This is a genomic window from Pandoraea sp. NE5, from assembly GCF_024363545.1.
GTDB lineage: Bacteria > Pseudomonadota > Gammaproteobacteria > Burkholderiales > Burkholderiaceae > Pandoraea > Pandoraea cepalis.
Genome location: NZ_AP025517.1, coordinates 1,428,507 through 1,455,017, shown reverse-complemented (window position 1 = coordinate 1,455,017; position 26,511 = coordinate 1,428,507). Strand labels below are relative to the sequence as shown.

The following is a 26,511-nucleotide window of genomic DNA, read 5'->3' as shown; positions in this document are numbered from 1 at the left end:
TTCAAGAACAGCGGTGGCGGCGATGCGCTTTCACCACGCCGTTTTCCCCGACCGAACAGATGAACAGAGGATGGCGCCTTGAACACCCAGCACTCAACCGACACAATCCTGGCCCACGAAGGCCGCTCGCACAGCCAACTCGGCGTACCGGTGAATCCGCCCGTCTACCGGCAGTCGACGTTGCTCTTTGAGAGCATCGAAGCGCTGAAGGTGGCAAGCGGTACGCCGAACGCTTATGGGCGCGGTGGCAGCCCGACTACGCGTTCGCTCGAGCGCACGCTCGCCCGCCTCGAAGGGGCGCACCGCGCCCTGCTCACGCCGAGCGGACTCAGCGCAATCACGACGTCGCTGCTCGCCGTGCTCAATCCCGGCGATCATCTGCTGATGACGGACTCTGTCTATGATCCAACCCGCTCGTTCTGTGCGGGGACGCTCGCCCGCCTTGGTATCGAAACGACGTACTACGATCCTGCGATTGGCGCGGGCATTGCGGCCTTGATGCGTCCGAACACGCGTGCGGTGTTCGTCGAGTCGCCAGGCTCGCTGACGTTCGAGGTACAGGACATCCCGGCGATCAGCCAGATCGCGCATCGGCACGACGCGATCGTGATGATGGACAACACTTGGGCCACGCCGCTGCATTTCCGCTCGTTCGAGCACGGCGTTGACGTCTCTATTCATGCAGCGACCAAGTACATCAGCGGACACTCCGACGTGATGATGGGCGCGATTCTCACAACCGAAGCGCTGTATCCGAAGATCAACCATCTCTACCGGCAGCTCGGCATGACCGTGAGCGGCGATGACGCATATCTCGCGTTGCGCGGCCTGCGCACGTTGTCCGTCCGGCTCGAGCGGCACCAGCGCAACGCGCACGCGGTGACCGAGTGGCTTGCAAAGCAACCGGAAGTCGCCGAGATCCTTTATCCCGCCCGACCGGGCTCGCCTGGGCATGCCCTATGGCGACGCGACTTCACGGGGGCGTGTGGCCTGTTCGGCGTCGTGCTGCATCCGCAATCCGATGAATCGATTCGGTCGATGCTCGATGGCATGACCTGTTTCGGTATGGGCTATAGCTGGGGCGGCTTCGAAAGCCTGATCCTCCGTTCCAGCCCGTCGAGCTATCGCACGGCGACAACGTGGCCGTGGAAGGGTCCACTGCTGCGGATTCACGCGGGCCTCGAAAATCCCGACGACATGATTGCCGACCTAGAGGCCGGATTCGAGAGGCTGCGCGTCGCCACCCTGACACAAATGGAAGCCTGAACGGTCGCGATACCGCTAGGGCGCCGTGGAATGTGCGTATCGATTCTTCCGTTTGTGACACGGCATGCGGGCGCATCGCTTCACCCATGACTGCAATTTTTCACATTCACCTACAGCGAGACAACCATGAAAGACAAACTGTTCATTCTTCGTCCGGGCTTCTTCAAGGAGGCTGAGGGCCCGTTCTATTGCGGCGACTCGGTATCTGTCGAGGGTTTGTTGAGTTTCTGCCCCCAGCTTCGCGACTCGGTTGATGTGGAGTACATCGATGCGCCGCGCCCGCGCAAGGCGATCATCGAACTGATCGGCGCAGACAACCAGTCGGCTCCCGTGATCGTGCTTGGCGAAGGGCGGGCTCCGAAGGACGGGGGCGTCGCCGTTCAGGACTACAACGGAACACGCTTCATCAATGCGCCTGACGATATCCGGCGTTACCTGTCATCTCAGTATGACGTCGCTCAAGCATCGTGACAGTTGACGCGCCGCCTGATTCATCAGGCAGGCGCGTTTGACCGCGTTGCTCCGCGAGTGCGCTGCGCGACCCAGAGAATTCCTCTGCCGGTGCACAAGCTCAGTATGTTTTAGCGCGCCGCTGGCCAATGGGGGACATGCCCGCGGCGCGATTGAGGATTCGCGAGGCGAGGATAACGAGGAACGGCGAAAGAACTCTCCGGGCGGATTAACGCACACAATCTATGTGCAGAGATCTCTAGCCCAAGGCGCTTTGCTAAGCGCGGGGAAGCCCTGCCACGATGCACACCAGGTGCCCAGCAAGCCGGCCTATCAGCGGTGCATGCCGCTGATAGCTATGCTTGGGATCACTACCCAGCCAATTGCACAAGCGCCCGATTGAATGCGCCAGGGTTAGCGATGTTCATGCCGTGCGAGGCACCAGCGATGGTTTGACGTTCAGCGTGTCCGATCCACGCCTGAAGTCGCTCGACGGTGTTCCGGAACATGCGCGGGCTCTTCTGCCCATCGATCAACAGCGTCCGGCACTGGATGTCGCGGGCGGCTTCGGGGGTATAGGCGGGCAGCGGATCGCGCAACTGCTTCGGGAGCGTTACCGCATTGTCCAGCGCCATCCTGCGGAAGCTCTGGGTGCTCTTGCTCCAGAAGCCCGGCAGGGTGACCGAGTCCACAAACAGGTTCAGGCCAGCGTCGAATTTGCCTTGCTCGATCAACTCGGCGGCCGTGGCTCTCAGCAATTGCGTAGCGGGCGGCAATTTACCGGTCTCCGCGTTCGGCGTCATCTGCAACGGACCGCCGGGGTCGGCCAGCGTGAGTGTCTTCACCAGATGCGGGTATTGGCGGGCCAGATGAAACGCCACGCAGCCGCCACGCGAGTGGCCAACCAGATGCACGGCGCCAAGGCCCAGCGCCTCGATGAACTCCGCCATCTCCACCACGTGCGCTTCCCAACTGAAGTCACCATGCCCGAACGCGTGCGTCTCCGGCCAATAGTGACCCAGGCTCGGCGCGAAGCAGTGGAAGTGCGCCGACAACGCGGCAAGCTGAGGATCCCAGTAGCGGTAATCGCACAACGATCCGTGCACAAAGACCATCGGCTCGCCGCTTCCGGCTTCCACGTAGGGCACCGAGGCGCCTGACGCAATGGCCGCAAAATTGGGTTGCGGCTGCACACCGGCAAGGGCCAGCGTCGTCAGGGGCGTGTGGGCATTCATGGTCAAGACTCCGTTTTCCCAAACTTTGCGCCAATGCAATGGAAAAGAAAATCGCATAATATTGATGCAATCTTTCAGTTTTTCTGATGAATCTACGCGAGCCAATGCCCATGAGTACCGAGATGAAAGCCCTCGACGTTGGCGTTCTCACCATGATCGTGGCCGTTGCCGATACGGGCACGATCAGCCGAGCCGCCGATCTCGTGCATCGATCGCAATCGGCGGTGAGCATGCAGATCAAGGCGCTGGAATCGGCCCTTGGCAAAGCGCTCTTCGTGCGCAAGCCGCGCAGCGTGGTGCCGACGCAAGACGGAGAGGTGCTCCTGGCGTACGCGCGGCGGATCATTGCACTTCGCGACGAGGCCTGGGCAGCGGTTGTGCGGCCGGACGTGACGGGCCGCGTGGTGATCGGTGTGCCGGACGATTACGCGTCGTCGCTCTTCCCGCCGATTCTCAAGAAATTCTCGGCCAGCTACCCCAAGGTCGAAATCCAGGTGATTGGCCTGCCCAGCGTTGCGCTGGCGCCGATGCTGCGCGACGGCACGGTGGACCTCGTATGCGCAACGCGGGTTAAAGGACTGACTGGTGATTTCTTGCGGCACGAGCCGATGGTGTGGGCCGCCGCCCCGGGCGCGACAGACATTTGGCGAGAGCGGCCACTGCCCATCGCGGTGTTCTTGCCGGGCAGCGTGGCACGCGAGAAGGCGATTCGGAGTCTGGAGCGCGCAAAGATCGCCTATCGAACGTCGTATGAGAGTCCGAGCCTGCTGGGCCTGCTGACGATGGCCCGAGCCGGCCTCGCCATTACTCCGCTGGCGCGATGTGCCGTGCCGTCTGATTTCACGTTGCTCGGGGCGGCGCATGGTCTGCCGGAGATTGGCACGCTCGAGATCGTGCTTGCGCGAAGTGTGACGTCCAACCGACAACCCTGCGATTTTCTCGCGGAGCGCATCATTGCTGAGCTGAATGCATGAATGCGCTGAGATGTGCCTCGTCTGCCGTTGTCCGCGGCAGCATCCTGACCGAAAGCGCTGCCTTGAGACGGATAATCTGCTGACCAAGCGCGGAGGTCCCAACGCCTGGTTCGGCGGCGGCCCGGTCCATCGGAGAGCGAACGGCGCACGCGACCTGCGAGCGTGCGCCGCCACGCGCATTTCTAATGGACGCTATGTGGCTGCCCATTCTTGTTTTCGCGCGCTAGTACCGACATGACGTCGGTTACCCGCTTCGATGTAGTTAAAACCGGTGACGAAGGCCGACGGTCACAGCCGTCTGATTGTTTGTGGACGACGCCGTCAGTCCGTCGATGTCGGCCGTAATGCCAGATCGTCCCGTTCCGCTGACATGCTGATAGATGGTCTGCAGATAGACGTCGGTTCGCTTCGACAGCAGATGATCCAGCTCGACATTCACCTGGTTGAACTTCGGCGACACACCATTGAAATTTGCGTCAGTGAACGTGTACGAACTAAGCAGCATCCATGCGGGTGTTATGTTGTAACGCACGTTGACTTCGTAGTTCGTGAAGCGCGCACTGCTTCCTGCGAGTGCGAGATTGCCGGAACGTCCAGACGCCGAGCCGCTGATGGAGACTGGGTTGTCAAGGCGCGTTTGCGTAAATACCAGGCCGACGGTTGTCTTGCCGAACGCGTAATTGAGCCCGGCACCATAGGTGCGCTGACGTTCCGCAGTAAAAGGAGCATCGTCGCTGACAGCGCCGCTGGGATTGACGGAGGTTCCGCCGTGATTGACGAACAAATACGAAGTAGCAAATCTCAGCGATCCATACGCATAATCCACACCAAGATTCCATGTGCGATTCGCGCTGAAACCTCCTGCTTGGTTCGAGAAGCCATAAATGCCGCCGAATCGTAATCCGCCATACGTCGGGCTCTGATACTTCACAGAATTATTGACGCGGAAAGAGTTGTTGAGATTGTCGTTGTCGTATGGGTGATTGGACCAGGAGCCGGCGGGAAGCGACATCGGACCGAGGTAGTCGACGATGTTGCTTGTCTGCCTCCCTACCGTTACGGTGCCGTATTGCGTGCTCGCTAGACCGACGAACGCTTGGCGTCCGAATTGCCTGCCACCCTGTTTAAGCTTGCCATCGAGAATGCCGTACCCGCTCTCAATTGTGAACAGCGCGGACAATCCCCCGCCGAGATCCTCGACGCCTTTCAAGCCCCAGCGGTTTCCGTTGAGGCTGCCCGCGGACGTCTGCACATTGTGCGAACCTCCTTGATTGCTGACGAAGGTAATTCCGGTGTCGATGAGGCCATAAAGCGTCACTGAACTTTGCGCATGGGCGAGCGACGTCGTTGCGGACAAAATGCCCGCAAAAAGGAGTTCTTTTCTCAAGATTCAATTCCCTGTAGATGTGAGGGTATTCGACGCGAATCCGCAAGCATCGTTGAAACGCATAAATGCCGGATTTGCCGAATGCCAAACGCTATTTCATCGCCATTGGCCAGATGGGTATTGAGTAACTCGTGCCGAAAATTACCAAGTCAATTTGAGATTTGAAATTAATTTTTTCTTATGCTGCATAAGTGCGATGAATTGTTCACGCGTGAGCGCGCGACATGTCGACACTTATCTCTGAGGGGGAAGTGATGCAGGAATGCAACGGCGATGAGGGCCAGCACGCTATCGAGGCGTCGATCCGACCCAGGGGAATCAATGTGGCAACGCGAAGGCCAGTCGAGGATCTATATCCCAGCCATCACATGGCGAAGGAGCGCTGTCCTTCTTGCTTGATGACACTTACACGTTTGACGGCGTACATGCCTTCTGAACGATATCGCGGCGCAGTTGAGGGGCGAGCATCGTGATGAACGCGTAAGTGTATGGCCGCAGGTAATGCTTGTTGTTCAGTACGAGATAGGTGGTGCTCTCTGGGAACAGGTGATCGACGTTGATTGCGCGCAAGCCGAAATCACGCTGCGGATCGAACGCGATGTCGGGTAACACGGTAACGCCGAGTCCATGTTCAACGTACGCTTTGACGACGTCTGCATTGGTGCCTTGCAGCAGCGTCGGTGATCTGAGCTGCAGTCGATCAAGCTCGCGCAGCAGTGTTGTGCGCGAGTTCGACGGCTCGAAAACCACGATCGGATAGCGTGCAATATCTTCGAGGGTAGGTCGCTCCACGTCGAGGAGTGCATGCCCGATCGGAACCAGCAACACCCGCCGGTAGGTGTGGAAGGGAAGCGCCACGAGACCCACGGGCAGCGAGTCGAACGTACTGAGCACACCAATGTCCGCGCGCCCGGTTATGATCGCGTCGAGAATTGCTTTGCCGCTCTCGGGCCGGATGGTAATTTGCACCTTCGGGTATTCCCGAGTGAATGTGCTTAATACCGTGGGCAAACGAAAGCGCGCCTGAGTGTGACTCGCTGCAATGGCGAGCGTCCCGTTCTCATCGGTGCGATGCGCCCGCCCAAGTTGTCGGATGTCGTCGATCTCCATCAACGCGCGCTGGGCTCGCTCGATGACCAGCGCACCATCACTACTGATCGCAACCAGGCGGCTGCGCTGCCGGACGAAGATTGCGAAGCCGAGTTCCTCTTCCAACTGTCGGATCTGCGTGCTTACACCAGGTTGCGACGTATTCAACGTCTCGGCTGCTTTGGAAACATTGAGATCCTGGCGGGCCACCTCGCAAATGCAGCGTAGTTGCTGAACGTTCATGGTGGACCTTCCCTTGCATGTATAAAAAAATCGTATAGCACATTATAGAGAGTTACTTCCTCTGCAAAAAATGAATTGGTAACGTTTCTCCATCAAACAGGAGAAATAGACATGGATCGTCGGACCAAACGCCACGCCCTTGTGCAGGAAACAATGGCGGAGATCATCGAACGAGTTGGGCAGCGCACCCCCGATCGCGCGTTGCTGAGCGAAGTGAGCCGGATTCTGCAACGCCTCACCGCCGCGCAGGACTTATTCCCATTAGAAGATTTTCCCGCGCCGGAGGCCGGTGCTCCGCAGACTTCGCTGCGTTATCTGCTGAATGAGCAGCCGGATCATGGCTTCGCGCTGTACGTGAATTCGATCGTGCCGGGCAAGCGCACTGCGCCGCATAACCACGGCACTTGGGCCGTTATCGTCGCCTTGGCGGGAGATGAGCTGAACCGCATCTACCGGCGCATCGACGACGGCAGCGACCCGGAGCGCGCGCAGCTCGAACTGGATCGGGAATACGTGGTCCGGCCGGGCGCGCCCATCGAGTTCATGCCGGACGATATCCACAGTATCCACGTTGACGGCGCCAGCACTGTGCGGCATCTGCACTTGTACGGCCGTGCTCTCGAAACGTTGAATGAGCGGATTGGCTTCGATCTGGAGACCGGTCGGGTCCTCAACTACAACCAGAATTTCATGCGGCCGACCGTCGGCAAGGATTTCGCGTAACCCACGCGATTTCGATGGAGCGCTCGCGCGACGGTATATGCGGGCGACGCAGATATTCACACGGGGGTCGTCAATGATTGATGTATGGGGACGCAACACATCATCCAATGTCGCGAAGGTGGTATGGGCGCTGAGGGAGCTCGATGTGCCGTTCGAACTTCACCTTGCGGGTGCAAACTTCGGTTCCCTGCGCTCCGAGGAATACCTGTCGCTCAATCCCAACGGACGGATTCCGACGCTGCGTGACGGCTCGTTGGTGTTGTGGGAGTCGAACGCGATCGTCCGTTATCTTGCCGCGCGTTACGGTGACGGCACGCTGTGGCCGGTTGATCCGGGCGCACGCGCGGCCAGCGACAAATGGATGGATTGGGCATCGTTGAATCTCGTCCCGGCGCTGCGGGCGCTGCGTGAGGCTCAGAAACAGTCGGCGCCGATTGACCATCGACGTGTGCTGCGCAACAGCGTTGTCGCGACGGTGAAGATCCTGGATGCGAGCCTTGGCGAGGGGCCATTCATCGCCGGCGCCGGGCTCACGATGGGCGACATCGCACTCGCGCCACACATTCATCGGCTGTCGCTCGTTGACGATGTACTCGCCGAACTGCCCGCGGTTGAGCGCTATCGCGCGGCGCTGAAGGAGCGCATTGGCTATCGCGAATGCATCGAAGCGCACATCACTTGAGTTGAAGCAAGGTCAGCGCGGGCGTGCGCCGAGCATTGCCAGGAACGAACGTATGCATCGCTTGGATTGCTCGCCTCGCGCTTGCGCCACCGATCTCGTCGAGGCGGCACATTGCCCGTCGATGAACCTTAACGCAAACGGACAAACTATTTCATGAAACGAGCTGATACGGTATTGACCCATGCCGGCCGTAGCCCCGCCGACCAGGAGGGGATGGTCAACCCGCCGGTATATCGAACATCGACGGTGATCTTTCCGACGCTGGCATCTTATGAAAAGCGGCACGAACTGGGTGACCATGGCGTGCGCTATGGTCGTCATGGCACGCCCACGACATTTGCTTTCGAACGTGCTGTCGCTGAGCTGGAAGGCGGCTACCGGTCTGTGGCGCTACCCAATGGTCTGGCGGCTATCGCATCAACGCTTCTCGCCTTGGCCGCGCCGGGTAGCCATGTATTGGTGCCTGATACGGTGTACGCGCCAGCGCGTAAATTCTGTATGCGGCGACTAGTGCCGCTCGGCATCGATGTGCAGTTCTACGACCCAAAGATCGGCGCCGGCATCGCAGCGTTGATTCGTCCGGAGACTGCAGTTGTGTATTGCGAATCGCCCGGATCGATGACGTTCGAGGTGCAGGACATTCCGGCGATCGCCAAGGCGGCGCGGGCCGCGGGCTGTGCGATCGTCGCCGACAACACATGGGCTACGCCCTACTTCTACTCGCCATTTGAACATGGCGTCGACGTATCGATCCATGCCGCCACCAAGTATATCGGTGGTCATTCCGATCTGATGATGGGCGTGATCACAACCAATGAACGCTATTGGCGCGTAGTGCGCGATGCGGTGAGCGATTTCGGCTACGGCGTGAGCCCCGACGACTGCTACCTCGCGTTGCGAGGACTGCGCACGATGGGCGTGCGATTGAAGCAGCAAATGGAGAACGCACTGGCTGTCGCGCGCTGGTTGCAGGCGCGCCCCGAAGTCAGTCGCGTGCTTTATCCCGCGCTACCTGAAGATCCGGGCCACGCAATATGGCAGCGAGATTTTCGTGGGGCGGCGTCGTTGTTCGCCATCGTGCTTCGCGAGGAATGCGCAAACGTACGAGCCTTCGTTGACGCACTTCGGCTATTCGGGATTGGGTCCAGCTGGGGTGGCTACGAAAGCCTGGTCAACGTCGTCCACGCCGAAGCGGTGCGCACCGTGAACGCGTGGCGGCCGGAGGGGGCCGTGATCCGACTTCACGTCGGTTTGGAGGACGTGGCGGATCTGATCGGCGATCTGGAACAGGCAATGCCCGCGCTGCAGACCGCGTGCTGACATGCAATTTCAACAAAGAGAAGGAGACGAACATGAGTAAAGGCATCTTCTGGAAAATCGCGGCGTTGTTCGCAGTACTGACGTCGTCGCTACTGACGACGGGCGCGCACGCAGCCACGCTCGCGGAAATCAAAGCGCGCGGCAAGTTGATTTGCGGTACCCAGAACGCGACTGCTCCGTATGCGTATCAGGATCCTAAGACCCGCACTTTCGTTGGTTATGACGTCGATATGTGTCATGCGCTTGCCGCCGGGCTAGGCGTTGCGCTCGAGCACAAGCCGATGTCGACCGAGGCGAGAATCGCGGAATTGGATATGGGTCGGGTTGACGTGGTCGCAGGCTCAATGACTTATCTGCCGCAGCGCGCGCAACAAGTCGACTATAGCCTGCAGTACCTGCAGGACGCGATCCGTGTTCTGGTCAAAAGGAAGTCGGGCGTCACCGACATCTCGCAGCTCAAGGGTGCTCGCGTGTGCGCGACCAGCGGCTCCGGCTCGGCCGCAATAGCAGGCCAAGTGCTCAAGCAGGCAAAAATCATTACGTTTAGCGACATCGCCGCATGCTATCTCGCGCTGCAGGACGAGAAGGTTGACGGCGTGGTGGGCGGTGAATTGGGTTTGATCCGCTTTCAGAACAATACGAAAAGCGGGGACGACCCGACCGTGCTGCTGCCGCAACCCGTATTCACCGAACATATGGGAATCGTCGTGAAGAAGGGCAATGCGGCGCTCTTGGCTGCGATTAACCAAGTGGTCACCCAAATGGATCGTAGCGGTGCGCTCAGTGCGATTTACGACAAGTGGCTCGGGTCGCAGTCGATCTACAAGCTGACTCGCACCTTCAAGGTCGAACCCGTCGATCAGCCCTGATTTGGCCAAATTGAACGATGCAATTTAATCTTTCGTTCCTCCTGACGAACGGTTTTGCCGACCTGCTCGCCTCAGGCGCGCGCACCACGTTGTCCCTGTTCGCGTGTGCGTGGGTCGGCAGCTTCATCGTCGCGCTGGTGATCGTCGTGCTGCGGGTAGTACCCGCTAAGCCGATCGCCGCGTTGATGAGCGCGTTCGTCATCTACCACCGCAACGTGCCGACCGTCGTGCAGATCATGGTCTGGTATTTCGGGGTGCCACAGATGCTGCCTCGTGTCATCCAGCTCTGGATCAACCACCACGACAGCGAGTTCCTATTGGCTGCCGTTGCATTGTCTCTCAACGCCGCCGCGTACTTTTCGGAGGACATTCGCTCGGGACTGCGCTCGGTTCCGTACGGGCAAATTGAAGCGGCGCGCTCGATCGGCCTGAGCGCCGGCGGATCGATGCGTTACGTGTTGTTGCCGCAGGCGCTGCGTATCGGACTGCCGTCGCTGCTCAACCGCTCGCTGATCCTTTTCAAGGACACGAGCCTTTCGATGGTGATCGGGGTAGCGGAAATGACGTATCAAGTGCATGCGATCGAAAACCAAACGTTTCGCGCGTTCGAAGTGTTCGCGGTATCGACGGTGTTTTATCTAATGTCCTGTTGGCTTCTGATGGGCCTGGGCGCGTGGTTGTCCCGGCGCTATGCGCCGGCGCCGAGGGGGTGAGCGCGATGTTCGACATTCTGCATCGATACCTCCTGGTCTTTCTGGTGGGAGGCTGGCCGAGAGGGCCGATCGGCGGCTTCGCGTTGACACTGATCCTTGCGGTCCTGGGCTTGGGGCTGGCGTTTCCAGTCGCACTTGCGCTCGGTCTGGCAAGAATGAGTCCTTGGCGAGTACTGCGCTGGCCCGCATTCGCCTGGGTTTACACGCTGCGTGGTATCCCGCTCCTGATGATTGTGTTTTGGGCCTACTACGTGATTCCGCTTGCCACTGGGCGGACCATTTCGGCGTTCCACACGGCGCTCGCAGCAATCGTCGCCTACGAGGCGGCGTTTCTCAGCGAGATCGTGCGGGCCGGATTACTCGCATTGCCGCGCGGGCAAATCGAGGCGGCCCGCGCATCAGGTTTGTCGTACCTGCAAGCGCTACGGCACGTGCTGTTGCCGCAGGCGCTGGTGAACATGATTCCTTCGTTCGTCAATCAGTTCGTGTCGACGATCAAGGCAACCTCGATCGTGTATGTGATCGGCGTGCAGGAAGTGACGTTCTCGGCGCAGCAGGTCAATAGCATGGAAACGACGAATGCGCTGCAGGTTTTTCTAGTGCTGGCCGGGTTTTATCTGCTGGCCTGTGCATCGCTTTCAGCGCTTGCGCGAATGCTGGACAGACGTATCCAGCGGCGACGAGCGGCGCAATGAGCATTCGGCAAGTGATGAGCAAAGGATTGGAAATGGACGCGATGATCGAGTTCGACAACGTACAGAAATGGTATGGCAAGTATCACGCGCTGAACGGCGTCAGCGGGAGCGTGAACAAAGGTGAAGTGGTCGTCGTCTGCGGGCCGTCGGGCTCCGGCAAGTCGACATTGATCCGCACCGTGAATCGTTTGGAGGATATCGGCGGCGGCGCGATCCGCGTTGACGGCAATGACATCCACGCCAAAGGACGGAGTCTGAACGCATTGCGCGCCGGAATTGGCTTCGTGTTTCAGCAGTTCAATTTGTTTCCGCACTTGTCGGCACTCCAGAACGTCATGCTTGCGCAGATGAAGGTGGCTGGAACGTCGCGGCAGCGCGCCGAGCAGCGCGCAACGGCGCTGCTGGAACGGGTTGGACTCGGCCATCGCGCGGACGCAATGCCGAGCATGTTGTCGGGAGGGCAGCAGCAGCGCGTTGCAATCGCGCGCGCGTTGGCGCTGCAACCCCCGCTGATCCTGTTCGACGAGCCAACCAGTGCGCTGGATCCCGAGATGGTGTGCGAGGTGCTTGGCGTCATGAAAGCACTCGCGGCGGACGGCATGACGATGGTGGTTGTCACGCACGAGATGGGCTTCGCGGCCGATGTGGCCGACCGGATCTGGTTCATGGATGCCGGCACGCTCCTCGAAGATACGACGCCGCAACAATTCTTTTCGGCGCCGCGCCACCCGCGTGCGCGCCAATTTCTATCAGACGTGGTCCGGCCTCAGCCGTTGGCCGATTCCCATCCTGTTTTGCAGCCGGCCGCGGGCGCATGAGCGCGTCTTCGTAGCGCCACCGTATCGACATTGGAGAAAGGTAGATGATGCATCTCGACGACGTCTCGATCGAGCAATTGAAGCAATGGTTGGCGGGTAGAGACGAGTTCGCGCTCATCGACGTCGGCGAGGAGGGCGAATTCGGACTCGGCCATTTGCTGCGGGCGATTAACGTGCCGTATAGCCGGCTCGAACTGCTGGTGCCGCCGCTTGTGCCGCGCCGCACCTGTCCGGTCCTGCTGATCGATCATGGAAACGGCATCGCATCGCGCGCGCGTGAACGGCTGCATGCGCTCGGCTATACGCAGGTAGGTGTAGTACGGGGGGGCGTACCAGCGTGGCGTATGGCGGGCAACGAGGTATTTCAAGGCATTTATGTCCCGAGCAAGGCCTTTGGCGAGTGGGTTGAGCATACTTTCGGCACGCCTTCGATCGATGCAGGTCAGTTGGCGGAATTGTTGGATGCCAATGCCGAGGTGATCGTGCTTGACCCGCGCACGGAAGCGGAGCACGCCGCCCGGCATGTGCCGTCCGCCGTATCTTGCCCGGGTGGGGAATTGGTCTATCGATTCGACGATCTCGTGTCGTCGCCTGATACGCTGGTTGTCGTTGCGTGTGGCGGACGCACGCGTGGCATCGTCGGCGCCCAGACGCTGATCAATTCCGGCGTGCCAAATCGTGTCGTTGCGCTTGCGGATGGCAACCACGGTTGGCGCCTCGCGGGCTTCGAGCTGGAGGTAGGCATGCACCGCCGCTTTCCTTCGGTGAGCGCGGCGGGTGGTGCACGCGCAGCCGAGCGCGCGGCGGGAGTCGCTCGCCGCTTCGGCATCGCACGCATTGATCGCTCGACGTTCGACGACTGGATGTCCGAAGCACAGCAGGCGCGTCGCACGACGTACGCGTTCGACGTCCGTACACCCCAGGAATTTGCATGCGGCCACCTCCCCGGTACGAGGTCGGCGCCGGGTGGGCAGTTGATTCAGGCGACCGATCAATGGGTCGGCACTTTGAATGCACGTGTCGTGCTGATCGATTCGGACAACGCGCGTGCGACGATGACCGCGCACTGGCTTAAGCATATGGGCTGGGACGTCTACGTGCTGACGGACGCGTTCGGCATAGATGCGCCGTCTTCGGACGCAGCTCAGGTTAACGGCTACGCCGTCGGCGCCGACGCGGCAGATCGAGCGGCGCGAGTCGAGCGCGAATGGAGTGCCGGCGTTCGGGGTGCCTGCGAAATTGCGCCAGCCGATGCGATGGAGCGAATTCGATCCGGCGCACTCGCCGTTTCGTTCGATTCGAGTGCGGACTATCTCGCGGCACATCCGCCCGGCGCGGTGTGGGCGAATCGAGCGCGCCTGGAGAAGATCAAGGCGCACGTTCGAGATGGCCGGTCGCTCGTGCTTTTTTCGAGCGATGCGGCTACTGCCCATCTGGCCGCGCTCGATCTGGCCGAAATCGCTGGTGAAGACGTAGCGATCGCCGTTGTGGCCGGCGGGCTGCGCGCTTGGCGCGAGGAAGGGCTTCCAATCGAGGCGTCTCCCGAAAGCGCATTGTCGCAAGACGCGCGTGTAGATGTGCTGTATTGGGCGAATGATCGTCGCCAAGGTAATGCTGACGCGATGCGCGCGTATCTCGATTGGGAGAAGCATCTGCTTGCGCAAGTAGCCGCAGACGGCCATTCTTTCGGGTTGGGTGGAAGATCGATCGACGCGCCCACGCTGAAGCGATGGCTGCACGACGGCGACGAAATCGCACTCTTCGACGTTCGCGAACATGGTCAATATGGCGAAGGACACCCGCTCTTCGCGGTGTCGCTACCGTACAGCCGGCTAGAAATCGATGCCGAACGGCTTGCGCCACGAAAAGATGTCAGGGTCGTCGTATTCGACGGCGGCAGTGAAAGCAGCGATGACGGCGCGCCGCCGGTCGCTGCGCGGGCCTCGCAGAGGCTGGCCGCGCTCGGATATACGAAAGTGCATGTTCTCAACGACGGCATGCATGCGTGGCGAGACGCCGGGCTGAACGTGTTCAGCGGCGTGAACGTTCCGTCGAAGGTCTTTGGGGAACTGATCGAGCATGCATACGACACGCCGCGCGTCGGCGCCGACGAGCTCGTCGCTTGGCGTGCTAGTGGGCGCAATGTATTGCTGCTCGATGGACGCCCCATTGACGAACACCGAAAAATGTCGGTGCCCGGTTCAATTTGTGTGCCAAACGGCGAATTGGCGCTTCGCGTCGATGATTTGCCGGGCAGCAACGAGGCGATCCTCGTCGTCCACTGCGCCGGACGTACGCGCAGCATTGTGGGCGCCCAAACCTTGATCAATCTGGGCTGGCCCAAGGACCGCGTGCTGGCGCTCGAGAACGGAACGCAGGGCTGGTATTTGGCCGACCACGCGCTTGAACATGGGGACGAACGGCGCTATTCGGACACTGTGTCGCCTGCCGCGCTTGCCGCGGCGCAAGTTGCAAGCGTGGCGCTCGCGGAGCGCTTCGGGGTGCCGAGCGTCGATGCTGACGCGGTCGTGCGATGGCAGGCGGAAGGCGAACATTCCGTGTTTCTCTTCGACGTGCGGACGGCTGACGAATACGCCGCTGGCAGTCTTTCTGGCGCACGCCACGTGCCAGGCGGGCAGCTTGTGCACGCAACGGACCGCTACGTCGGTGTGCGCCGCGCGAAGGTGATCGTATTTGACGACGACGGCGTTCGGGCACCCGTCATCGCTAGTTGGCTGCGGCAACTTGGCCATGACACCTACGTTCTGTCGGCCGGCTTGCGTAGCGGGCTGACGCTGCCGCGCCCGGACGGGTGGCGAGCGCAGGCTCTGCCAGGCATTGACGCGCGGGAGCTATCGGCGCGTCGATACGATGCGAAGGTCTGCGTGATTGATGTCCGCTCGAGCATGGCGTTCAGGCGCGCGCACATGGCGGGCGCCATCTGGTCGATTCGACCGCGCCTCGCGACGCTCGCGTTACCGTCCGATCGCTCGGACGTCGTGCTCGTTGCTGACGATGATGCCGTTGCTGCGCTAGCGGCGGCAGAATTGCTGGCGCGTCGCGATGTCTCGAGTGTGTCGGTGCTGACGGGCGGCTTCGCCGCGTGGGTGGCCGCCGGGCTGCCTTGCGAAAGCTCACCGGATCAGCCGTCGGATCAGGCCTGCATCGACTTTCTGTTCTTCGTGCACGACCGGCACGAAGGTAACCGAGAGGCGGCGCGGCGCTATCTGGAATGGGAAACCGGACTCATCGCACAGCTTGATTCCGACGAGTTGGCCGAGTTCGACATGCGCGGGGGGCGGTGATCCACTGAGTTAGCCTTTGCCCGTACCTTAGTCCGCTGACAGCTTCATCCATGAACCGGTCGGCGGGCTGGTGAATGCCGCCGGTTCATCCGCACCGATGAGCATAAAAAATGGCGCCGCGAACTGAAGGTTCGCGGCGCCATTTCACTGTGCTTCCCGCATTACGGCCCAACCAACGTACCGTAACGCGCCATCAAACTTACATCTGCACTGTGTCGGCGACTTCCTTGAAGTCTTCGATTTGGTCGAAGTTCATGTACTTGTAGATCTTGTCGCCGTCGGTGGCGAGCACGCCCATGTCGGCCATGTACTCTTCCCTGCTCGGAATCTTGCCCAGACGCGAGCAGATCGCCGCCAGTTCCGCCGAGCCGAGATACACGTTCGTGTTCTTACCCAGACGGTTCGGGAAGTTGCGGGTCGACGTCGACATGACCGTTGCACCTTCGCGCACCTGTGCCTGGTTACCCATGCACAGCGAACAGCCCGGCATTTCCGTACGCGCACCCGCCGTACCGAACACGCCGTAGTGACCTTCTTCGGTCAACTGCTTCTGGTCCATCTTCGTCGGCGGGGCCACCCACAGCTTGACCGGAATGTCGCGCTTGCCTTCGAGCAGCTTCGATGCCGCGCGGAAGTGACCGATGTTGGTCATGCACGACCCGATGAACACTTCGTCGATCTTCGCGCCGGCCACGTCCGACAGGGTCTTCACGTCGTCCGGATCATTCGGGCAGGCCACGATCGGTTCGTGGATGTCGGCCAGATCGATCTCGATGACCGCGGCGTACTCGGCATCCGCGTCCGGCGACAGCAGTTGCGGATCGGCCAGCCACTGCTCCATGGCCGCGATGCGGCGTTGCAGGCTGCGCGGATCCTGGTAGCCCTGCGCAATCATCCACTTCAGCAGCGTGACGTTGCTGTTGAGGTACTCGATGATCGGTTCCTTGTTCAGGTGCACCGTGCAACCGGCGGCCGAACGTTCGGCGGAGGCATCCGAGAGTTCGAACGCTTGCTCGACCTTCAGATCGGGCAGGCCTTCGATTTCGAGCACGCGGCCGGAGAAGATGTTCTTCTTGCCCTGCTTGGCGACCGTCAGCATGCCTTGCTTGATGGCGTACAGCGGAATCGCGTTAACGAGATCGCGCAGCGTGACGCCCGGCTGCATCTTGCCCTTGAAGCGCACGAGCACCGATTCCGGCATGTCCAGCGGCATCGTGCCGGTGGCCGCGGCGAAGGCGACCAAACCCGAGCCTGCCGGGAAGCTGATGCCGATCGGGAAGCGCGTATGCGAGTCGCCGCCGGTACCGACGGTGTCCGGCAGCAGCATGCGGTTGAGCCACGAGTGAATCACGCCGTCGCCCGGACGCAGCGCAATGCCGCCGCGCGTGCTGATGAAGTTCGGCAGGGTCTGGTGCGTCTTGACGTCCACCGGCTTCGGATAGGCGGCGGTGTGGCAGAACGATTGCATGACGAGATCGGCCGAGAAGCCGAGGCAGGCCAGATCCTTGAGTTCGTCACGGGTCATCGGACCGGTGGTGTCCTGCGAGCCGACCGAGGTCATCTTCGGTTCGCAGTACGTGCCCGGGCGGATCCCCTGGCCTTCGGGCAGACCGCAGGCGCGGCCGACCATCTTTTGCGCCAGCGAGAAGCCGCGGCCGTTGTCGACCGGTTGCTGCGGCAGACGGAACAGGGTCGACGCGGGCAGGCCCAGCGCTTCGCGCGCCTTGGCCGTGAGGCCGCGGCCGATGATCAGCGGAATACGGCCGCCGGCGCGCACTTCGTCGAACAGCACGTCGGACTTGACCTGGAATTCGGCGATCACTTCCCCGTTCTTGAGGGCCTTGCCTTCGTACGGGCGCAGTTCGACCACATCGCCCATTTCCATCTTCGACACGTCGAGTTCGATCGGCAGCGCGCCGGCGTCTTCCATCGTGTTGTAGAAGATCGGGGCGATCTTGCTGCCCAGACACACGCCGCCGAAGCGCTTGTTCGGGATGAAGGGGATGTCTTCGCCCGTGAACCACAGCACCGAGTTGGTGGCCGACTTGCGCGAGGAGCCGGTGCCGACCACGTCACCCACATAGGCGACGAGATGGCCCTTTTCCTTGAGCGACTCGATGAACTTGATCGGGCCGCGCTTGCCGTCTTCTTCCGGGGTGATGCCGGGGCGCGCGTTCTTGAGCATCGCCAGCGCGTGCATCGGAATATCCGGGCGGGTGGTGGCGTCCGGTGCCGGCGACAGGTCGTCGGTGTTGGTTTCGCCCGTCACCTTGAATACGGTGATGGTCAGGCTCTGCGGCACTTCCGGACGGCTCGTGAACCATTCGGCGTCGGCCCAGCTTTGCAGCACCGCGCGGGCGTTGGCGTTGCCCTTGTCGGCCAATTCCTTGACATCGTGGAACTGATCGAACATCAGGAGCGTTTTCTTGAGGGCGTCGGCAGCCACGGTGCCGACTTCGGCGTCGGACAGCAGCTCGATGAGCGGCTGGATGTTGTAGCCGCCCAGCATGGTGCCGAGCAGTTCGGTCGCACGGGCGCGCGAGATGAGCGAGCAGGCGGTCTCACCCTTGGCGACGGCGGCGAGAAAACCGGCCTTCACGCGCGCGGCTTCGTCCACCCCGGCGGGCACGCGGTTCGTGATGAGGTCGAGCAGCGTTTCCGCTTCACCCGCCGGCGGATTGGTCAGCAGCTCGACCAGTTCAGCGGTCTGCTGTGCCGTCAGCGGCAGGGGCGGAATACCAAGCGCGGCGCGGGCGGCCACGTGAACACGATAGTTTTCGAGCATGAGAAGACCTGCTGGCAATTCGTTTCGGGGGGAGGGGTTCAGCCCTCCGAGGTGTTATCCAAGACTGCGTTTCCCGTGATTTTAGTCCTTATGCCGGATAAGATCAAACGTCTTATGTCTTATGTCTTATATAAGACGTTCCTGTGCTGCGTAAGCGAGCGTTTCAGTAGCAGCAGAGGGACAGGCGAAGACCTCCCCCGCCCCCGCCGCTTTCTTTGTCACCTTTTCGCCGTGGCGCGCGTCTAATAGGCGAACACGAACATCATCGTCAACCGCGTTCCCAACGGAGTCTGCCTATGCCACCGGCCATTGATGCCCGAACGGACGCCGATCTGCTCGCAAGCGCTCGCGCCGGCGACGCCACCGCCTTCGAAGCCATCATGCGGCGCAACAACCGCTTGTTGTTTCGCACGGCGCGTGGCGTGGTGTCGAACGATGATGAAGCCCGGGACGTCGTGCAGGAAGCTTACTTGCATGCCTTCACCCGCCTCGAGTCGTTTCGCGGTGAGGCCGCATTGAGCACCTGGTTGGCGCGTATCACGATCAACGTCGCCCTGACGGCGCAACGCAAGCAAGGCCGGATGGCTCGGAGGGAACTGGCGCTCGACTACGACGATCCGCCCGGCGACGATTCACAGGAGAACAGCATGGCTTTGCGCACCTCCAGCGGGGACTCGCCCGACGTCATGGCCGAGCGAAGCCAAGTGCGCGACATCCTGCAGGCGGCGGTCGAAAATCTGCCCGCGATTTACCGGTGCGTGTTCATCCTGCGAGCGGTCGAGGACATGAGCGTCGCCGAAACGGCCTACTGCCTGGATGTCAGCGTCGACGTCGTGAAGACACGGTTTCTCCGGGCTCGCACGATGCTGCGTCAGTCACTGGCCGAACAAGTGAAACCCTACCTGCAAAGTACTTTCAGTTTCGCAGGGGCGGATTGTGACGCGGTGGTTCATCACGTTCTCGGCGCTCTCCGCCTGCGCGGAATGGTCCGATCGCACTGACCGGGTTCGCTGGGGACTTTTCTGGGAGTAGGACACGGAGGTTCCATATCATGAAGATTGCAAGCATTCTCTTATCCGGCATGCTCGCCTGTGCGGCGCAAGCTGCCATGGCGCAGGGGGCCGCACCGAACGACGCCCAGATCGCATCCATCGTCGTCACGGCGAATCAGGTCGATATCGACGCCGGCAAACTCGCCGAGTCCAAGGCGGCAAGCAAAGACGTGAAAGCGTTCGCCAAGCGGATGGTCGTCGATCATACCGGCGTGAACCAGTCGGCCGTTGCCCTGGTCGAGAAGCTGAAAGTCACGCCTGAAGACAACCCCACCAGTCAAAGCCTGAAGACCGGCGGCGACACGAACATCCAGTCGCTGAAGGCACTCAAGGGGGCGAAATTCGATCACGCGTATATCGACCACGAAGTTGCCTATCACGAGGCGGTGATCGACGTGATGGACAAAACCCTCATTCCGAGCGCCAAGAACGACGAGTTGAAGGCGCTGTTGGTCAAGGTGCGGCCGGCCTTCGTCGCGCATTTGGACCACGCGAAACATATCCAAAGCGAACTGGCCAGCAAGTCCTATTACTAGACCATGCGACGACCATCGATCGCGTTGCTGATGGCATTGAGCCTGGGGATGGCGGTGGGCTCGGCGCAGACCGTTTGCGCCGAGCCGGCGGTCCACACGGTCACGATAGACAGCATGCAATACTCACCGCCGACTCTGACCGTCAAGGTGGGCGAGACGGTCGTGTGGGTCAACCGCGACCCTTTCCCCCATACGGTGACCGCGCAAACCGGGGACTTCGACTCTAAGGGCATCGCGCCCGGTGAGTCATGGCAGTTCAAGCCGACGAAGAAGGGAAACTTTCCCTACTTCTGTCGATTTCACCCAACGATGAAGGGCACGTTGCGGGTCGAGTAGGGGCCGTTGCCGGTCGATTACCGTCGCGCGGATCTTCTGCCGGACGACGCCAGTGAGAACGGCCTCGCCTCGGCCCCGTGCTGCGCCGCCGCCTGGCGAGCGGTGACGTCGGAAAAGGCGGCCGATGCGCCGATTACTCGAATACGACGAGGGTCTCGGGCGACGGTGGGAGGGGCGCGACACTTATCTTTGAAAAGCCGGCTTCGCGGCCCATCTCCTCGAGCTCACGCGCGGTGTATGCATCGCCTCGCGGCGTCGATCCGAGCATCATGAAGGAGAATGCCGCGGCGAAGGGCGGCGAGACGCGATCGTCGTCAGGCACGAACTCCACCGCGAGCACTCGCCCTCCGGCCCTGAGGCTCTTGCGCACTTTCGAGAGCAGTCCCACGCAGGTGGGCGGATCGAAGTGGTGCAGGAAATTCGAGATCAGAACAAGATCGAAGTCCGTTCCCCATTCGACGTCAAACGCGCTGCCCTCGATTGTCTGATAGCGCGCGCTTACACCGGCCGCGACAGCGTTCTCTTTCGCGACCTCCAATACCGCCTGCCAGTCGGTTGCCACAACGTCCGCCGCGGGAAAGGCGCGAGCGATCGCAATGCCAAAGACCCCATGCCCGGCGGCAATGTCGAGCACGCGCTTCGGTGCTTCCGGCCATGTGCCGACGTGTTCGGCCACCGCCCGCGCGGTTGGCGCCACAAAGGGCACCATTGCGCGCGCGAATTTCACCCAGACGGGGTTGTCAGGGGACATGTTGCCCAGCCCTACGGAGCCGCCGTTTCGAACGAACGCAACCGGATCCTCCAGCCACAGCGCCGTCATTTCGGGGGCCGCGAGAAAATCAGTAACGCTTCCCATCCAAGCCGGCGATGAAGTCGTAAGGAACGCTGCAGTCGACGGCGTCAACAGATACCGCCCCATCTGCTTCTGCAGCAGCCCCAGCACGGTCAGGTAATCGCACAAAATGCGAACGCCGCGCTCGGAGGCCTGCACGCGTTTCGCTATCGGCTCAAGTTCGCCTTTTTCATGCTCGATCGCGGTGAACAGATCGAGCGCGATGGCGGCTTTCAATGCAGCGGTCTTCTGATATCCGAGTAAGGCATCTACGAAGGCTTGCGGAGAGATGTCGTCCATGACCAAAGTCCTTTCGCGAAATACCGCTGCAAGCGGCCTTGCCGATGAGGACGGGCGGTCATACCCACAGGGCGACGGGCAGACGGCTCCGGGAATCTGTTCGAGTATAGGAAATTCGCTGCCAGGTACCAGCGTTTTAATTCCGCACGCGTCGCCTCGCCATTGCGTGGGCGGGGCGAGCGTGTGCGTGCCCCGTCTACGCGTGGCAGCCGCGGGAGGCGTCGACGAGACGCCGGTGCTGAGCACAGTGCACGGCGCGCTGCGCCCGCTTATGTCGTCGTGCCGTCGCCCCGGCGCGAGACCTCTCGAATCTCGACCCCGTCACGCACAATCGTTCCGTCGTGTTCCAGTTGTGCCAACGTTCGATAGAGCGTTTCATGGGCGATGCCGAGCGTGGCGGCCCACTGCATGAGCGTTCCGGGTGGTTTGAACCGTCCCTGGTCGTCGCACTCCAGGCGCAGGCAATGCAGCACACGCTCGCGAGGCGAGCGTAGTGTCAGACGTTCAGCGCGGGCACGGCTGCGCACGAGTTGCCGCGACAGCAGCCGGATCCAATCGATGGCAAATCCGGTATCGCGCTGCAGACACGTCAGCAGGGTCTTCGCTGGAAAGGCCAGCAATTCGCTCGCACTGCCGCTAAACGCGTCACAGTGATAGTGAGAGCTGAAGAGGCTCGCCTCGGCCAGGAAATCGCCAGGCCCTCCGGTTTGCAGCGTGATGGATTCGCCGTGCGCTTCGTCACGTCGCAACAGCACCTGCCCCGTTTGAATCAGATACACCGACTCGACGCGCTGTCCGCGCTTGAACACATAAGTGTTCGCTTCGTACCGGCACAACCGGGCCGATTCGCGCAGTGTGTCCGGCCACGTTTGCGCACAGGACACCGATCCGGGGGTGAGGGCGTCGGAGAGGTCGGCCATGCGTGTCCCGGTGGGTTTGCGCGACTTACTTCGCCATCGAAGCGTTCATCGGATGGTGGTGCATCATGCCGGGATCGTGTCCCGCCATGGCGTCATGACCATGATCGGACAACTGTGCGTCGAACCATGCATGCAGCGCGTCGACCACGCGCGGCTCGGTCGCGCGATAGACGATCTCACCGCCATTCGGCAAGTCGCGATAGCTGACCTTCAGTTCGCCCGGCGGGGCGTTCTGCAACACCTGTAGACCTGGCATGTCGTTGCCGTGAATCGTCTCGGGCGCCCCGAAGTTGCCCGCCGCGAATTGTCGCGCGATGACGGTCATATGCTCGCGGATCAGCGAAACCTGCTTCGGGTCGCGATGCTTTGTGACAACCTGCTGGACGCCGCCCGTGGTCGTTTTCGTAAAGACATGGGTCGTCGCGGCCAAGGAGAACGGCATCACCTCCGCCCCGTGCTGCGCCACCGTCGCCTGGCGCGCGGTGAGGTCGGCGAAGGCGACCGATGAGAAACCGACGCCACCGAACAGGGCGGCGGTCGCGGCCCCAACTAACAACACTGAAGGGCGTTTCATGGATCACTCCAATCGAAAGTGCATTCGAAGTCTACCGGCAGCAAGCCACGCTGGCTATGACTGAAATCATACGTCGCGCCATACCGCTCAAACCGGTCAATACTGTGCGACGCTCCGGAAATACCGTCGCGTAGTCACGATTGAGTGCGAGCCCGTTCCACCAGGTGTTCGACCATTCGCTGCGCTGCGGGCGGTAACGTCTGGAAGCGCCGTCGCACTGACGTTGATGCTCCCCCGATGATGGCCTGGCAATCAGGCGTACGATTCCCATTGCGTCCCGGTCGCCCGACGGGGACCGGGCAGGCCCATCGCGCAGGCGATGGGTTACCGAGAGGACTACGTCTATGGGTACGCCTTCCCAGGTCACGTCATCTGCCGTCCATCACGAAGCGGATGACCCGCTGCCGCCCACCGACCCTACGAAAGGGCTGACCGCCCACGCGGCGCGGGATCGGCTGCAACGGTTCGGCGCCAATGTCATCGAGGATGTGCAACTCCCCGCCTGGCGTCAGTTCGCAGGCAAATTCTGGGGGCCGGTGCCGTGGATGCTGGAAGCGGTCGTTGTGCTTCAAGTGGCGCTGGGCAGACCTCAGGAGGCCCTCGTCATCCTGTTTCTGTTGGCTTTCAATGCGGCAGTCGCATTTGTCCAGGAACGTCGCGCCAAGGACGCGCTGGCACTGCTGCGTCGCCAGTTGCAAGTCAGTGCGCGCGTGATGCGCGACGCGCAATGGATGCGGCTATCGGCCACCCAACTCGTGCCGGGAGATGTCGTCCACGTGCGCGCCGGCGACATCGTGCCCGCCGACCTCAAGTTGTTCGACGGCGACGTATCGCTCGATCAATCGGCGCTCACGGGCGAGTCGCTGGCCGTTGGCGCCGGTCCGGGGCAGCCGGCCTACACCGGGTCGATCGTGCGTCAGGGGGAAGGCAGTGGCGAGGTCACTGCCACCGGGGCGCGCACTTACTTCGGCCGGACTGCTGAACTGGTGCGCACCTCGAATGCACCGAGTCACATGCAGCGCACCATTTTCGCGATCGTCAAACGCCTCGTCGCGTTCGACGCCGTGCTGGTCGTTCTGGTGATTCTCTACGCTGTGACGCACGGACTTCCCATGACGGAGACGGCGATCTTCGCGCTGCTGCTGCTCGTGGCGTCCGTGCCGGTCGCGCTCCCTGCCACCTACACGTTGGCCACCGCGATGGCGAGTGCCACGTTGGCCAAGCAAGGCGTGCTGGTCACGCGATTGCCGGCGGTTGAAGAGGCTGCGGCGATGGACACGTTGCTCTCCGATAAGACTGGCACGCTGACGAAGAACGAGTTGTCGGTCGCGAAAGTGACCGCCTTCGAGGGTTTCGATGACATGGCCGTGCTGCGCGCGGCCTCGCTGGCGAGCGACGATGCTTCGCAAGACCCCCTGGACCTCGCTATTCTTGCGGCCCATCGTGGCCAACCCGGTGCGCAAGCGCTGCCGGTGCGCAAAGCCTTCCGCCCTTTCGATCCCGCGACGCGCTTCAGTGAGGGGGTCTATCTCGTGGATGGCACCGAATGGTATGCGCTGAAGGGCGCGACCCGTGCCGTGCTGGCACAGTGCAGCGTGTCGCCTGCGCAACCCGATGCGATTGCCGAAGCGGAGCGGCTGTTGGAGGGCGCCGGCGCGCGCGTGCTGGCTGTTGCGCAAGGGGGCGCTGGCGCTATCCGGATGGTCGGCCTCGTAGCGCTATCGGACCCGCCCAGAGAAGATGCCCACGATCTCATCGTCAAGCTGGGCAACCTTGGGGTGCGGGTGTGCATGGCCACAGGCGACGCGCTGGAAACGGCGAAGGCCATCGGACAACGGCTTGGCCTTGGTGCGCGCGTATGCTCCGCGCATGCCGAGGATCTGCGTCACCCCGAGCAATGCGACATCTTTGCGCGCGTGTTGCCTGAAGAGAAGCATGCCATCGTTGCCGCGCTACAAACGGCAGGACACGTGACCGGCATGACCGGGGATGGCGTGAACGATGCCCCCGCGTTGCGTCAGGCGGAACTCGGCATCGCCGTCGCCAGCGCGACCGACGTGGCCAAGGCGGCGGCAGGCGTCGTGCTGACCGATCCAGGTCTCGAGGGCGTATTGTCGGTGGTCGCGGCGGGACGGGAGGTGCATCGTCGCATGCTGACGTACATCCTCAACAAAGTCGTCAAGACGCTGGAAATCGTCGTGTTCCTGACGCTCGGTCTGTGGTTCACGCACGGCTTCGTGATCTCGTCGCCGTTGATCGTGCTTCTGCTGTTTGCGAATGACTTTGTCACGATGAGTATCGCCGCCGACAGGACACTGCCGGCAAGCCGACCGCAGCGCTGGCAAGTAGGACAACTCATCAGTGCGGCAGCCGTTCTGGCGGCGGTGTCGCTCGTGTTCTCACTGTCGCTCTATGCGACGACGCGCAGCCGGCTCGGATTGGATCCTGCGCAGATGCAGACGCTGGTATTTCTCCTGTTGGTCTTTACAACGCAGGCCAACGTCTATGTGCTGCGCACCGACGGGCGAATCGGATCGTTGGCGCCCAGCCGGGTCCTCGTGGTGGCGAGCGTGAGCGCCGTGTCCATCGTCAGTGGCATGGCCGCGAGCGGAACGTTGATGGCGGCTGTGCCGATAACGCTCATCGGCATGCTCCTGGTCGCTGTGACCGTGTTCGCATTCGTTCTGGATGCGATCAAAGGCGTTGTGTTCAGGCACAGCCGTCTCGTCGAGCGGTAGCGAAATCGTCGTTTCGTACACTGAACTTCACTCACGCGCGTGTGATGAATGACCGAGGGGCAACGCGTGATCGCGCTAAGGGTTCGCTAAGGCAGCGCGCCTACGATCAATGTGAAGGTTGCGCGATGGCCGAGTCATCGCCCCTTCACACTCATCGTCACCCTTAGGAGTTCGATCATGAAGACCTCATATGTTGCTGCGCTCGTTGCCGTGGCGGGATTGCTTGGTGCAGTACAAATCAACGCGCAAGCGGCACAAAGCCAATCCGTGATGTCCAGCGGTGCTCCGTCCTCGTCACTCACACGTGCGCAGGTGTACGCGCAACTCGTAAGCGCGGAAAAGCACGGACTGATGCAGCAAGGCGACACCGTCTATCCTGAGACCGCGATGCTCCATCGTCCTCAAATGCACGTCACGCGGCTTGCCGTCGAGCAAAGCCTGAGCCGGGCCGAGCAACACGGCTTGCTCACGCAGTCACGTAACGCCTATCCCGTGGTTCACCTGACGGCCCGCACACACACGGCGTGGACACCGAAGATGCAGGTCGCGAGTGAGACGTCGATCGAGCGTCAGTATGCGCATCCGTAATCGCCATGCGCCGTCAGACCGTTCGACATTGACGATTCGGTCACGAAATGCGCACTTGCTAAGTCTTCGCTAAGTGTCGCG

The 26,511-nt window shown here is 61.5% G+C and carries 23 protein-coding genes and 1 pseudogene; 17 read left to right on the top strand and 7 right to left on the bottom strand.

The annotated features are described in order from the left end of the window. Nucleotides 1-78 precede the first annotated feature (78 nt). Both metC (PanNE5_RS06700) and PanNE5_RS06695 read left to right on the top strand, forming a co-directional pair. Nucleotides 79-1,266 (top strand): cystathionine beta-lyase, encoded by a 1,188-nt coding sequence (gene metC / locus PanNE5_RS06700; RefSeq protein ID WP_261939466.1) that lies wholly within the window; start codon nt 79-81, stop codon nt 1,264-1,266. A 126-nt stretch (nt 1,267-1,392) separates the two neighbouring features. Next, nucleotides 1,393-1,737, top strand: coding sequence for a DUF3088 domain-containing protein (locus PanNE5_RS06695; protein ID WP_017231452.1), 345 nt, complete (start codon nt 1,393-1,395; stop codon nt 1,735-1,737). Between the two features lie 350 nt (nt 1,738-2,087). On the opposite strand, the gene PanNE5_RS06690 is transcribed toward PanNE5_RS06695, so the two are convergent. Continuing rightward, nucleotides 2,088-2,951 carry an alpha/beta fold hydrolase gene (locus PanNE5_RS06690; protein WP_017231453.1) on the bottom strand — a complete coding sequence of 288 codons (864 nt, stop codon included), beginning with the start codon at nt 2,949-2,951 and terminating at the stop codon, nt 2,088-2,090. Between the two features lie 122 nt (nt 2,952-3,073). Here PanNE5_RS06690 and PanNE5_RS06685 point away from each other — a divergent pair, with 122 nt between their 5' ends. Further along, nucleotides 3,074-3,925, top strand: a complete 852-nt coding sequence (locus tag PanNE5_RS06685) for a LysR substrate-binding domain-containing protein (RefSeq protein WP_017231454.1) — start codon at nt 3,074-3,076, stop codon at nt 3,923-3,925. A gap of 262 nt (nt 3,926-4,187) precedes the next feature. Here PanNE5_RS06685 and PanNE5_RS06680 read toward each other — a convergent pair whose 3' ends face one another. After that, on the bottom strand, nt 4,188-5,312 hold the full coding sequence (locus PanNE5_RS06680) for a porin (RefSeq protein WP_261939465.1): 1,125 nt from the start codon (nt 5,310-5,312) through the stop codon (nt 4,188-4,190). A gap of 405 nt (nt 5,313-5,717) precedes the next feature. Next, nucleotides 5,718-6,644, bottom strand: a complete 927-nt coding sequence (locus tag PanNE5_RS06675; RefSeq protein ID WP_150563949.1) for a LysR substrate-binding domain-containing protein — start codon at nt 6,642-6,644, stop codon at nt 5,718-5,720. Nucleotides 6,645-6,755: 111 nt separating this feature from the next. Here PanNE5_RS06675 and PanNE5_RS06670 point away from each other — a divergent pair, with 111 nt between their 5' ends. The 9 genes and pseudogenes from PanNE5_RS06670 (at nt 6,756) to PanNE5_RS23015 (ending at nt 15,769) form a co-directional block, all read left to right on the top strand. Continuing rightward, entirely contained in the window at nt 6,756-7,367 is a 612-nt protein-coding gene (locus PanNE5_RS06670) for a cysteine dioxygenase family protein (RefSeq protein WP_150563948.1), read from the top strand. Nucleotides 7,368-7,404: 37 nt separating this feature from the next. Further along, entirely contained in the window at nt 7,405-8,049 is a 645-nt protein-coding gene (locus PanNE5_RS06665) for a glutathione S-transferase family protein (protein WP_261939464.1), read from the top strand. 213 nt (nt 8,050-8,262) lie between these two features. Next, nucleotides 8,263-9,369 carry a cystathionine beta-lyase gene (metC, locus tag PanNE5_RS06660; RefSeq protein WP_261939463.1) on the top strand — a complete coding sequence of 369 codons (1,107 nt, stop codon included), beginning with the start codon at nt 8,263-8,265 and terminating at the stop codon, nt 9,367-9,369. A gap of 32 nt (nt 9,370-9,401) precedes the next feature. After that, nucleotides 9,402-10,238, top strand: a complete 837-nt coding sequence (locus tag PanNE5_RS06655; RefSeq protein ID WP_261939462.1) for a transporter substrate-binding domain-containing protein — start codon at nt 9,402-9,404, stop codon at nt 10,236-10,238. Between the two features lie 17 nt (nt 10,239-10,255). Continuing rightward, nucleotides 10,256-10,951, top strand: coding sequence for an amino acid ABC transporter permease (locus PanNE5_RS06650; RefSeq protein ID WP_261939461.1), 696 nt, complete (start codon nt 10,256-10,258; stop codon nt 10,949-10,951). A gap of 5 nt (nt 10,952-10,956) precedes the next feature. Continuing rightward, nucleotides 10,957-11,646 (top strand): amino acid ABC transporter permease, encoded by a 690-nt coding sequence (locus PanNE5_RS06645; protein ID WP_150563943.1) that lies wholly within the window; start codon nt 10,957-10,959, stop codon nt 11,644-11,646. A 41-nt stretch (nt 11,647-11,687) separates the two neighbouring features. Beyond that, nucleotides 11,688-12,464: an amino acid ABC transporter ATP-binding protein gene (locus tag PanNE5_RS06640; RefSeq protein WP_261939816.1), complete on the top strand. Its 777-nt coding sequence runs from the start codon at nt 11,688-11,690 to the stop codon at nt 12,462-12,464. 44 nt (nt 12,465-12,508) lie between these two features. Continuing rightward, a pseudogene (locus PanNE5_RS23020) lies at nt 12,509-13,510 on the top strand (rhodanese-like domain-containing protein); the annotation flags it as partial. A 576-nt stretch (nt 13,511-14,086) separates the two neighbouring features. Then, entirely contained in the window at nt 14,087-15,769 is a 1,683-nt protein-coding gene (locus PanNE5_RS23015) for a rhodanese-like domain-containing protein (RefSeq protein ID WP_410007582.1), read from the top strand. Between the two features lie 199 nt (nt 15,770-15,968). Here PanNE5_RS23015 and acnB read toward each other — a convergent pair whose 3' ends face one another. Further along, nucleotides 15,969-18,554: a bifunctional aconitate hydratase 2/2-methylisocitrate dehydratase gene (gene acnB, locus PanNE5_RS06630; protein WP_261939459.1), complete on the bottom strand. Its 2,586-nt coding sequence runs from the start codon at nt 18,552-18,554 to the stop codon at nt 15,969-15,971. Nucleotides 18,555-18,850: 296 nt separating this feature from the next. Between acnB and PanNE5_RS06625 the strand changes: the two genes are divergently transcribed. From PanNE5_RS06625 to PanNE5_RS06615, 3 genes are read left to right on the top strand one after another with little or no spacing between them, the layout of a single operon-like run. Next, nucleotides 18,851-19,555: an RNA polymerase sigma factor gene (locus PanNE5_RS06625; protein WP_017231458.1), complete on the top strand. Its 705-nt coding sequence runs from the start codon at nt 18,851-18,853 to the stop codon at nt 19,553-19,555. Nucleotides 19,556-19,605: 50 nt separating this feature from the next. After that, entirely contained in the window at nt 19,606-20,142 is a 537-nt protein-coding gene (locus PanNE5_RS06620; RefSeq protein WP_017231459.1) for a DUF4142 domain-containing protein, read from the top strand. Between the two features lie 30 nt (nt 20,143-20,172). Next, a complete protein-coding gene (locus tag PanNE5_RS06615) occupies nt 20,173-20,478 on the top strand; it encodes a cupredoxin family copper-binding protein (protein WP_017231460.1) in 306 nt (101 codons plus the stop codon). Between the two features lie 133 nt (nt 20,479-20,611). Here the strand turns inward: PanNE5_RS06615 and PanNE5_RS06610 are convergent, their stop codons facing one another. The 3 genes from PanNE5_RS06610 to PanNE5_RS06600 all read right to left on the bottom strand — a co-directional run bounded on the left by PanNE5_RS06610 (nt 20,612) and on the right by PanNE5_RS06600 (nt 23,104). Next, the gene (locus PanNE5_RS06610) at nt 20,612-21,610 is read right to left on the bottom strand and encodes a methyltransferase (protein WP_261939458.1); all 999 of its coding nucleotides are present in this window, start codon (nt 21,608-21,610) and stop codon (nt 20,612-20,614) included. A gap of 269 nt (nt 21,611-21,879) precedes the next feature. Then, nucleotides 21,880-22,530 (bottom strand): Crp/Fnr family transcriptional regulator, encoded by a 651-nt coding sequence (locus tag PanNE5_RS06605; protein ID WP_261939457.1) that lies wholly within the window; start codon nt 22,528-22,530, stop codon nt 21,880-21,882. Nucleotides 22,531-22,555: 25 nt separating this feature from the next. Beyond that, complete coding sequence (locus PanNE5_RS06600; RefSeq protein WP_261939456.1) at nt 22,556-23,104, bottom strand: aspartate carbamoyltransferase; 549 nt, start codon at nt 23,102-23,104, stop codon at nt 22,556-22,558. Between the two features lie 344 nt (nt 23,105-23,448). Between PanNE5_RS06600 and PanNE5_RS06595 the strand changes: the two genes are divergently transcribed. Together PanNE5_RS06595 and PanNE5_RS06590 are read left to right on the top strand one after the other, a co-directional pair. After that, nucleotides 23,449-25,842 (top strand): plasma-membrane proton-efflux P-type ATPase, encoded by a 2,394-nt coding sequence (locus PanNE5_RS06595; protein ID WP_261939455.1) that lies wholly within the window; start codon nt 23,449-23,451, stop codon nt 25,840-25,842. A 177-nt stretch (nt 25,843-26,019) separates the two neighbouring features. Beyond that, a complete protein-coding gene (locus PanNE5_RS06590) occupies nt 26,020-26,430 on the top strand; it encodes a DUF4148 domain-containing protein (RefSeq protein WP_261939454.1) in 411 nt (136 codons plus the stop codon). Nucleotides 26,431-26,511 lie beyond the last annotated feature (81 nt).

Bases quoted from the DNA above. Each gene is read 5' to 3' on its own strand.
- PanNE5_RS06695 (WP_017231452.1), top strand. From the start codon at position 1,393: ATGAAAGACAAACTGTTCATTCTTCGTCCGGGCTTCTTCAAGGAGGCT.
- PanNE5_RS06690 (WP_017231453.1), bottom strand. From the start codon at position 2,951: ATGAATGCCCACACGCCCCTGACGACGCTGGCCCTTGCCGGTGTGCAG.
- PanNE5_RS06685 (WP_017231454.1), top strand. From the start codon at position 3,074: ATGAAAGCCCTCGACGTTGGCGTTCTCACCATGATCGTGGCCGTTGCC.
- PanNE5_RS06675 (WP_150563949.1), bottom strand. From the start codon at position 6,644: ATGAACGTTCAGCAACTACGCTGCATTTGCGAGGTGGCCCGCCAGGAT.
- PanNE5_RS06670 (WP_150563948.1), top strand. From the start codon at position 6,756: ATGGATCGTCGGACCAAACGCCACGCCCTTGTGCAGGAAACAATGGCG.
- PanNE5_RS06665 (WP_261939464.1), top strand. From the start codon at position 7,405: ATGCGGGCGACGCAGATATTCACACGGGGGTCGTCAATGATTGATGTA.
- metC (WP_261939463.1), top strand. From the start codon at position 8,263: ATGGTCAACCCGCCGGTATATCGAACATCGACGGTGATCTTTCCGACG.
- PanNE5_RS06655 (WP_261939462.1), top strand. From the start codon at position 9,402: ATGAGTAAAGGCATCTTCTGGAAAATCGCGGCGTTGTTCGCAGTACTG.
- PanNE5_RS06650 (WP_261939461.1), top strand. From the start codon at position 10,256: ATGCAATTTAATCTTTCGTTCCTCCTGACGAACGGTTTTGCCGACCTG.
- PanNE5_RS06645 (WP_150563943.1), top strand. From the start codon at position 10,957: ATGTTCGACATTCTGCATCGATACCTCCTGGTCTTTCTGGTGGGAGGC.
- PanNE5_RS06640 (WP_261939816.1), top strand. From the start codon at position 11,688: ATGATCGAGTTCGACAACGTACAGAAATGGTATGGCAAGTATCACGCG.
- PanNE5_RS23015 (WP_410007582.1), top strand. From the start codon at position 14,087: ATGCGCGCGTATCTCGATTGGGAGAAGCATCTGCTTGCGCAAGTAGCC.
- acnB (WP_261939459.1), bottom strand. From the start codon at position 18,554: ATGCTCGAAAACTATCGTGTTCACGTGGCCGCCCGCGCCGCGCTTGGT.
- PanNE5_RS06625 (WP_017231458.1), top strand. From the start codon at position 18,851: ATGCCACCGGCCATTGATGCCCGAACGGACGCCGATCTGCTCGCAAGC.
- PanNE5_RS06620 (WP_017231459.1), top strand. From the start codon at position 19,606: ATGAAGATTGCAAGCATTCTCTTATCCGGCATGCTCGCCTGTGCGGCG.
- PanNE5_RS06615 (WP_017231460.1), top strand. From the start codon at position 20,173: ATGGCATTGAGCCTGGGGATGGCGGTGGGCTCGGCGCAGACCGTTTGC.
- PanNE5_RS06610 (WP_261939458.1), bottom strand. From the start codon at position 21,610: ATGGACGACATCTCTCCGCAAGCCTTCGTAGATGCCTTACTCGGATAT.
- PanNE5_RS06605 (WP_261939457.1), bottom strand. From the start codon at position 22,530: ATGGCCGACCTCTCCGACGCCCTCACCCCCGGATCGGTGTCCTGTGCG.
- PanNE5_RS06600 (WP_261939456.1), bottom strand. From the start codon at position 23,104: ATGAAACGCCCTTCAGTGTTGTTAGTTGGGGCCGCGACCGCCGCCCTG.
- PanNE5_RS06595 (WP_261939455.1), top strand. From the start codon at position 23,449: ATGGGTACGCCTTCCCAGGTCACGTCATCTGCCGTCCATCACGAAGCG.
- PanNE5_RS06590 (WP_261939454.1), top strand. From the start codon at position 26,020: ATGAAGACCTCATATGTTGCTGCGCTCGTTGCCGTGGCGGGATTGCTT.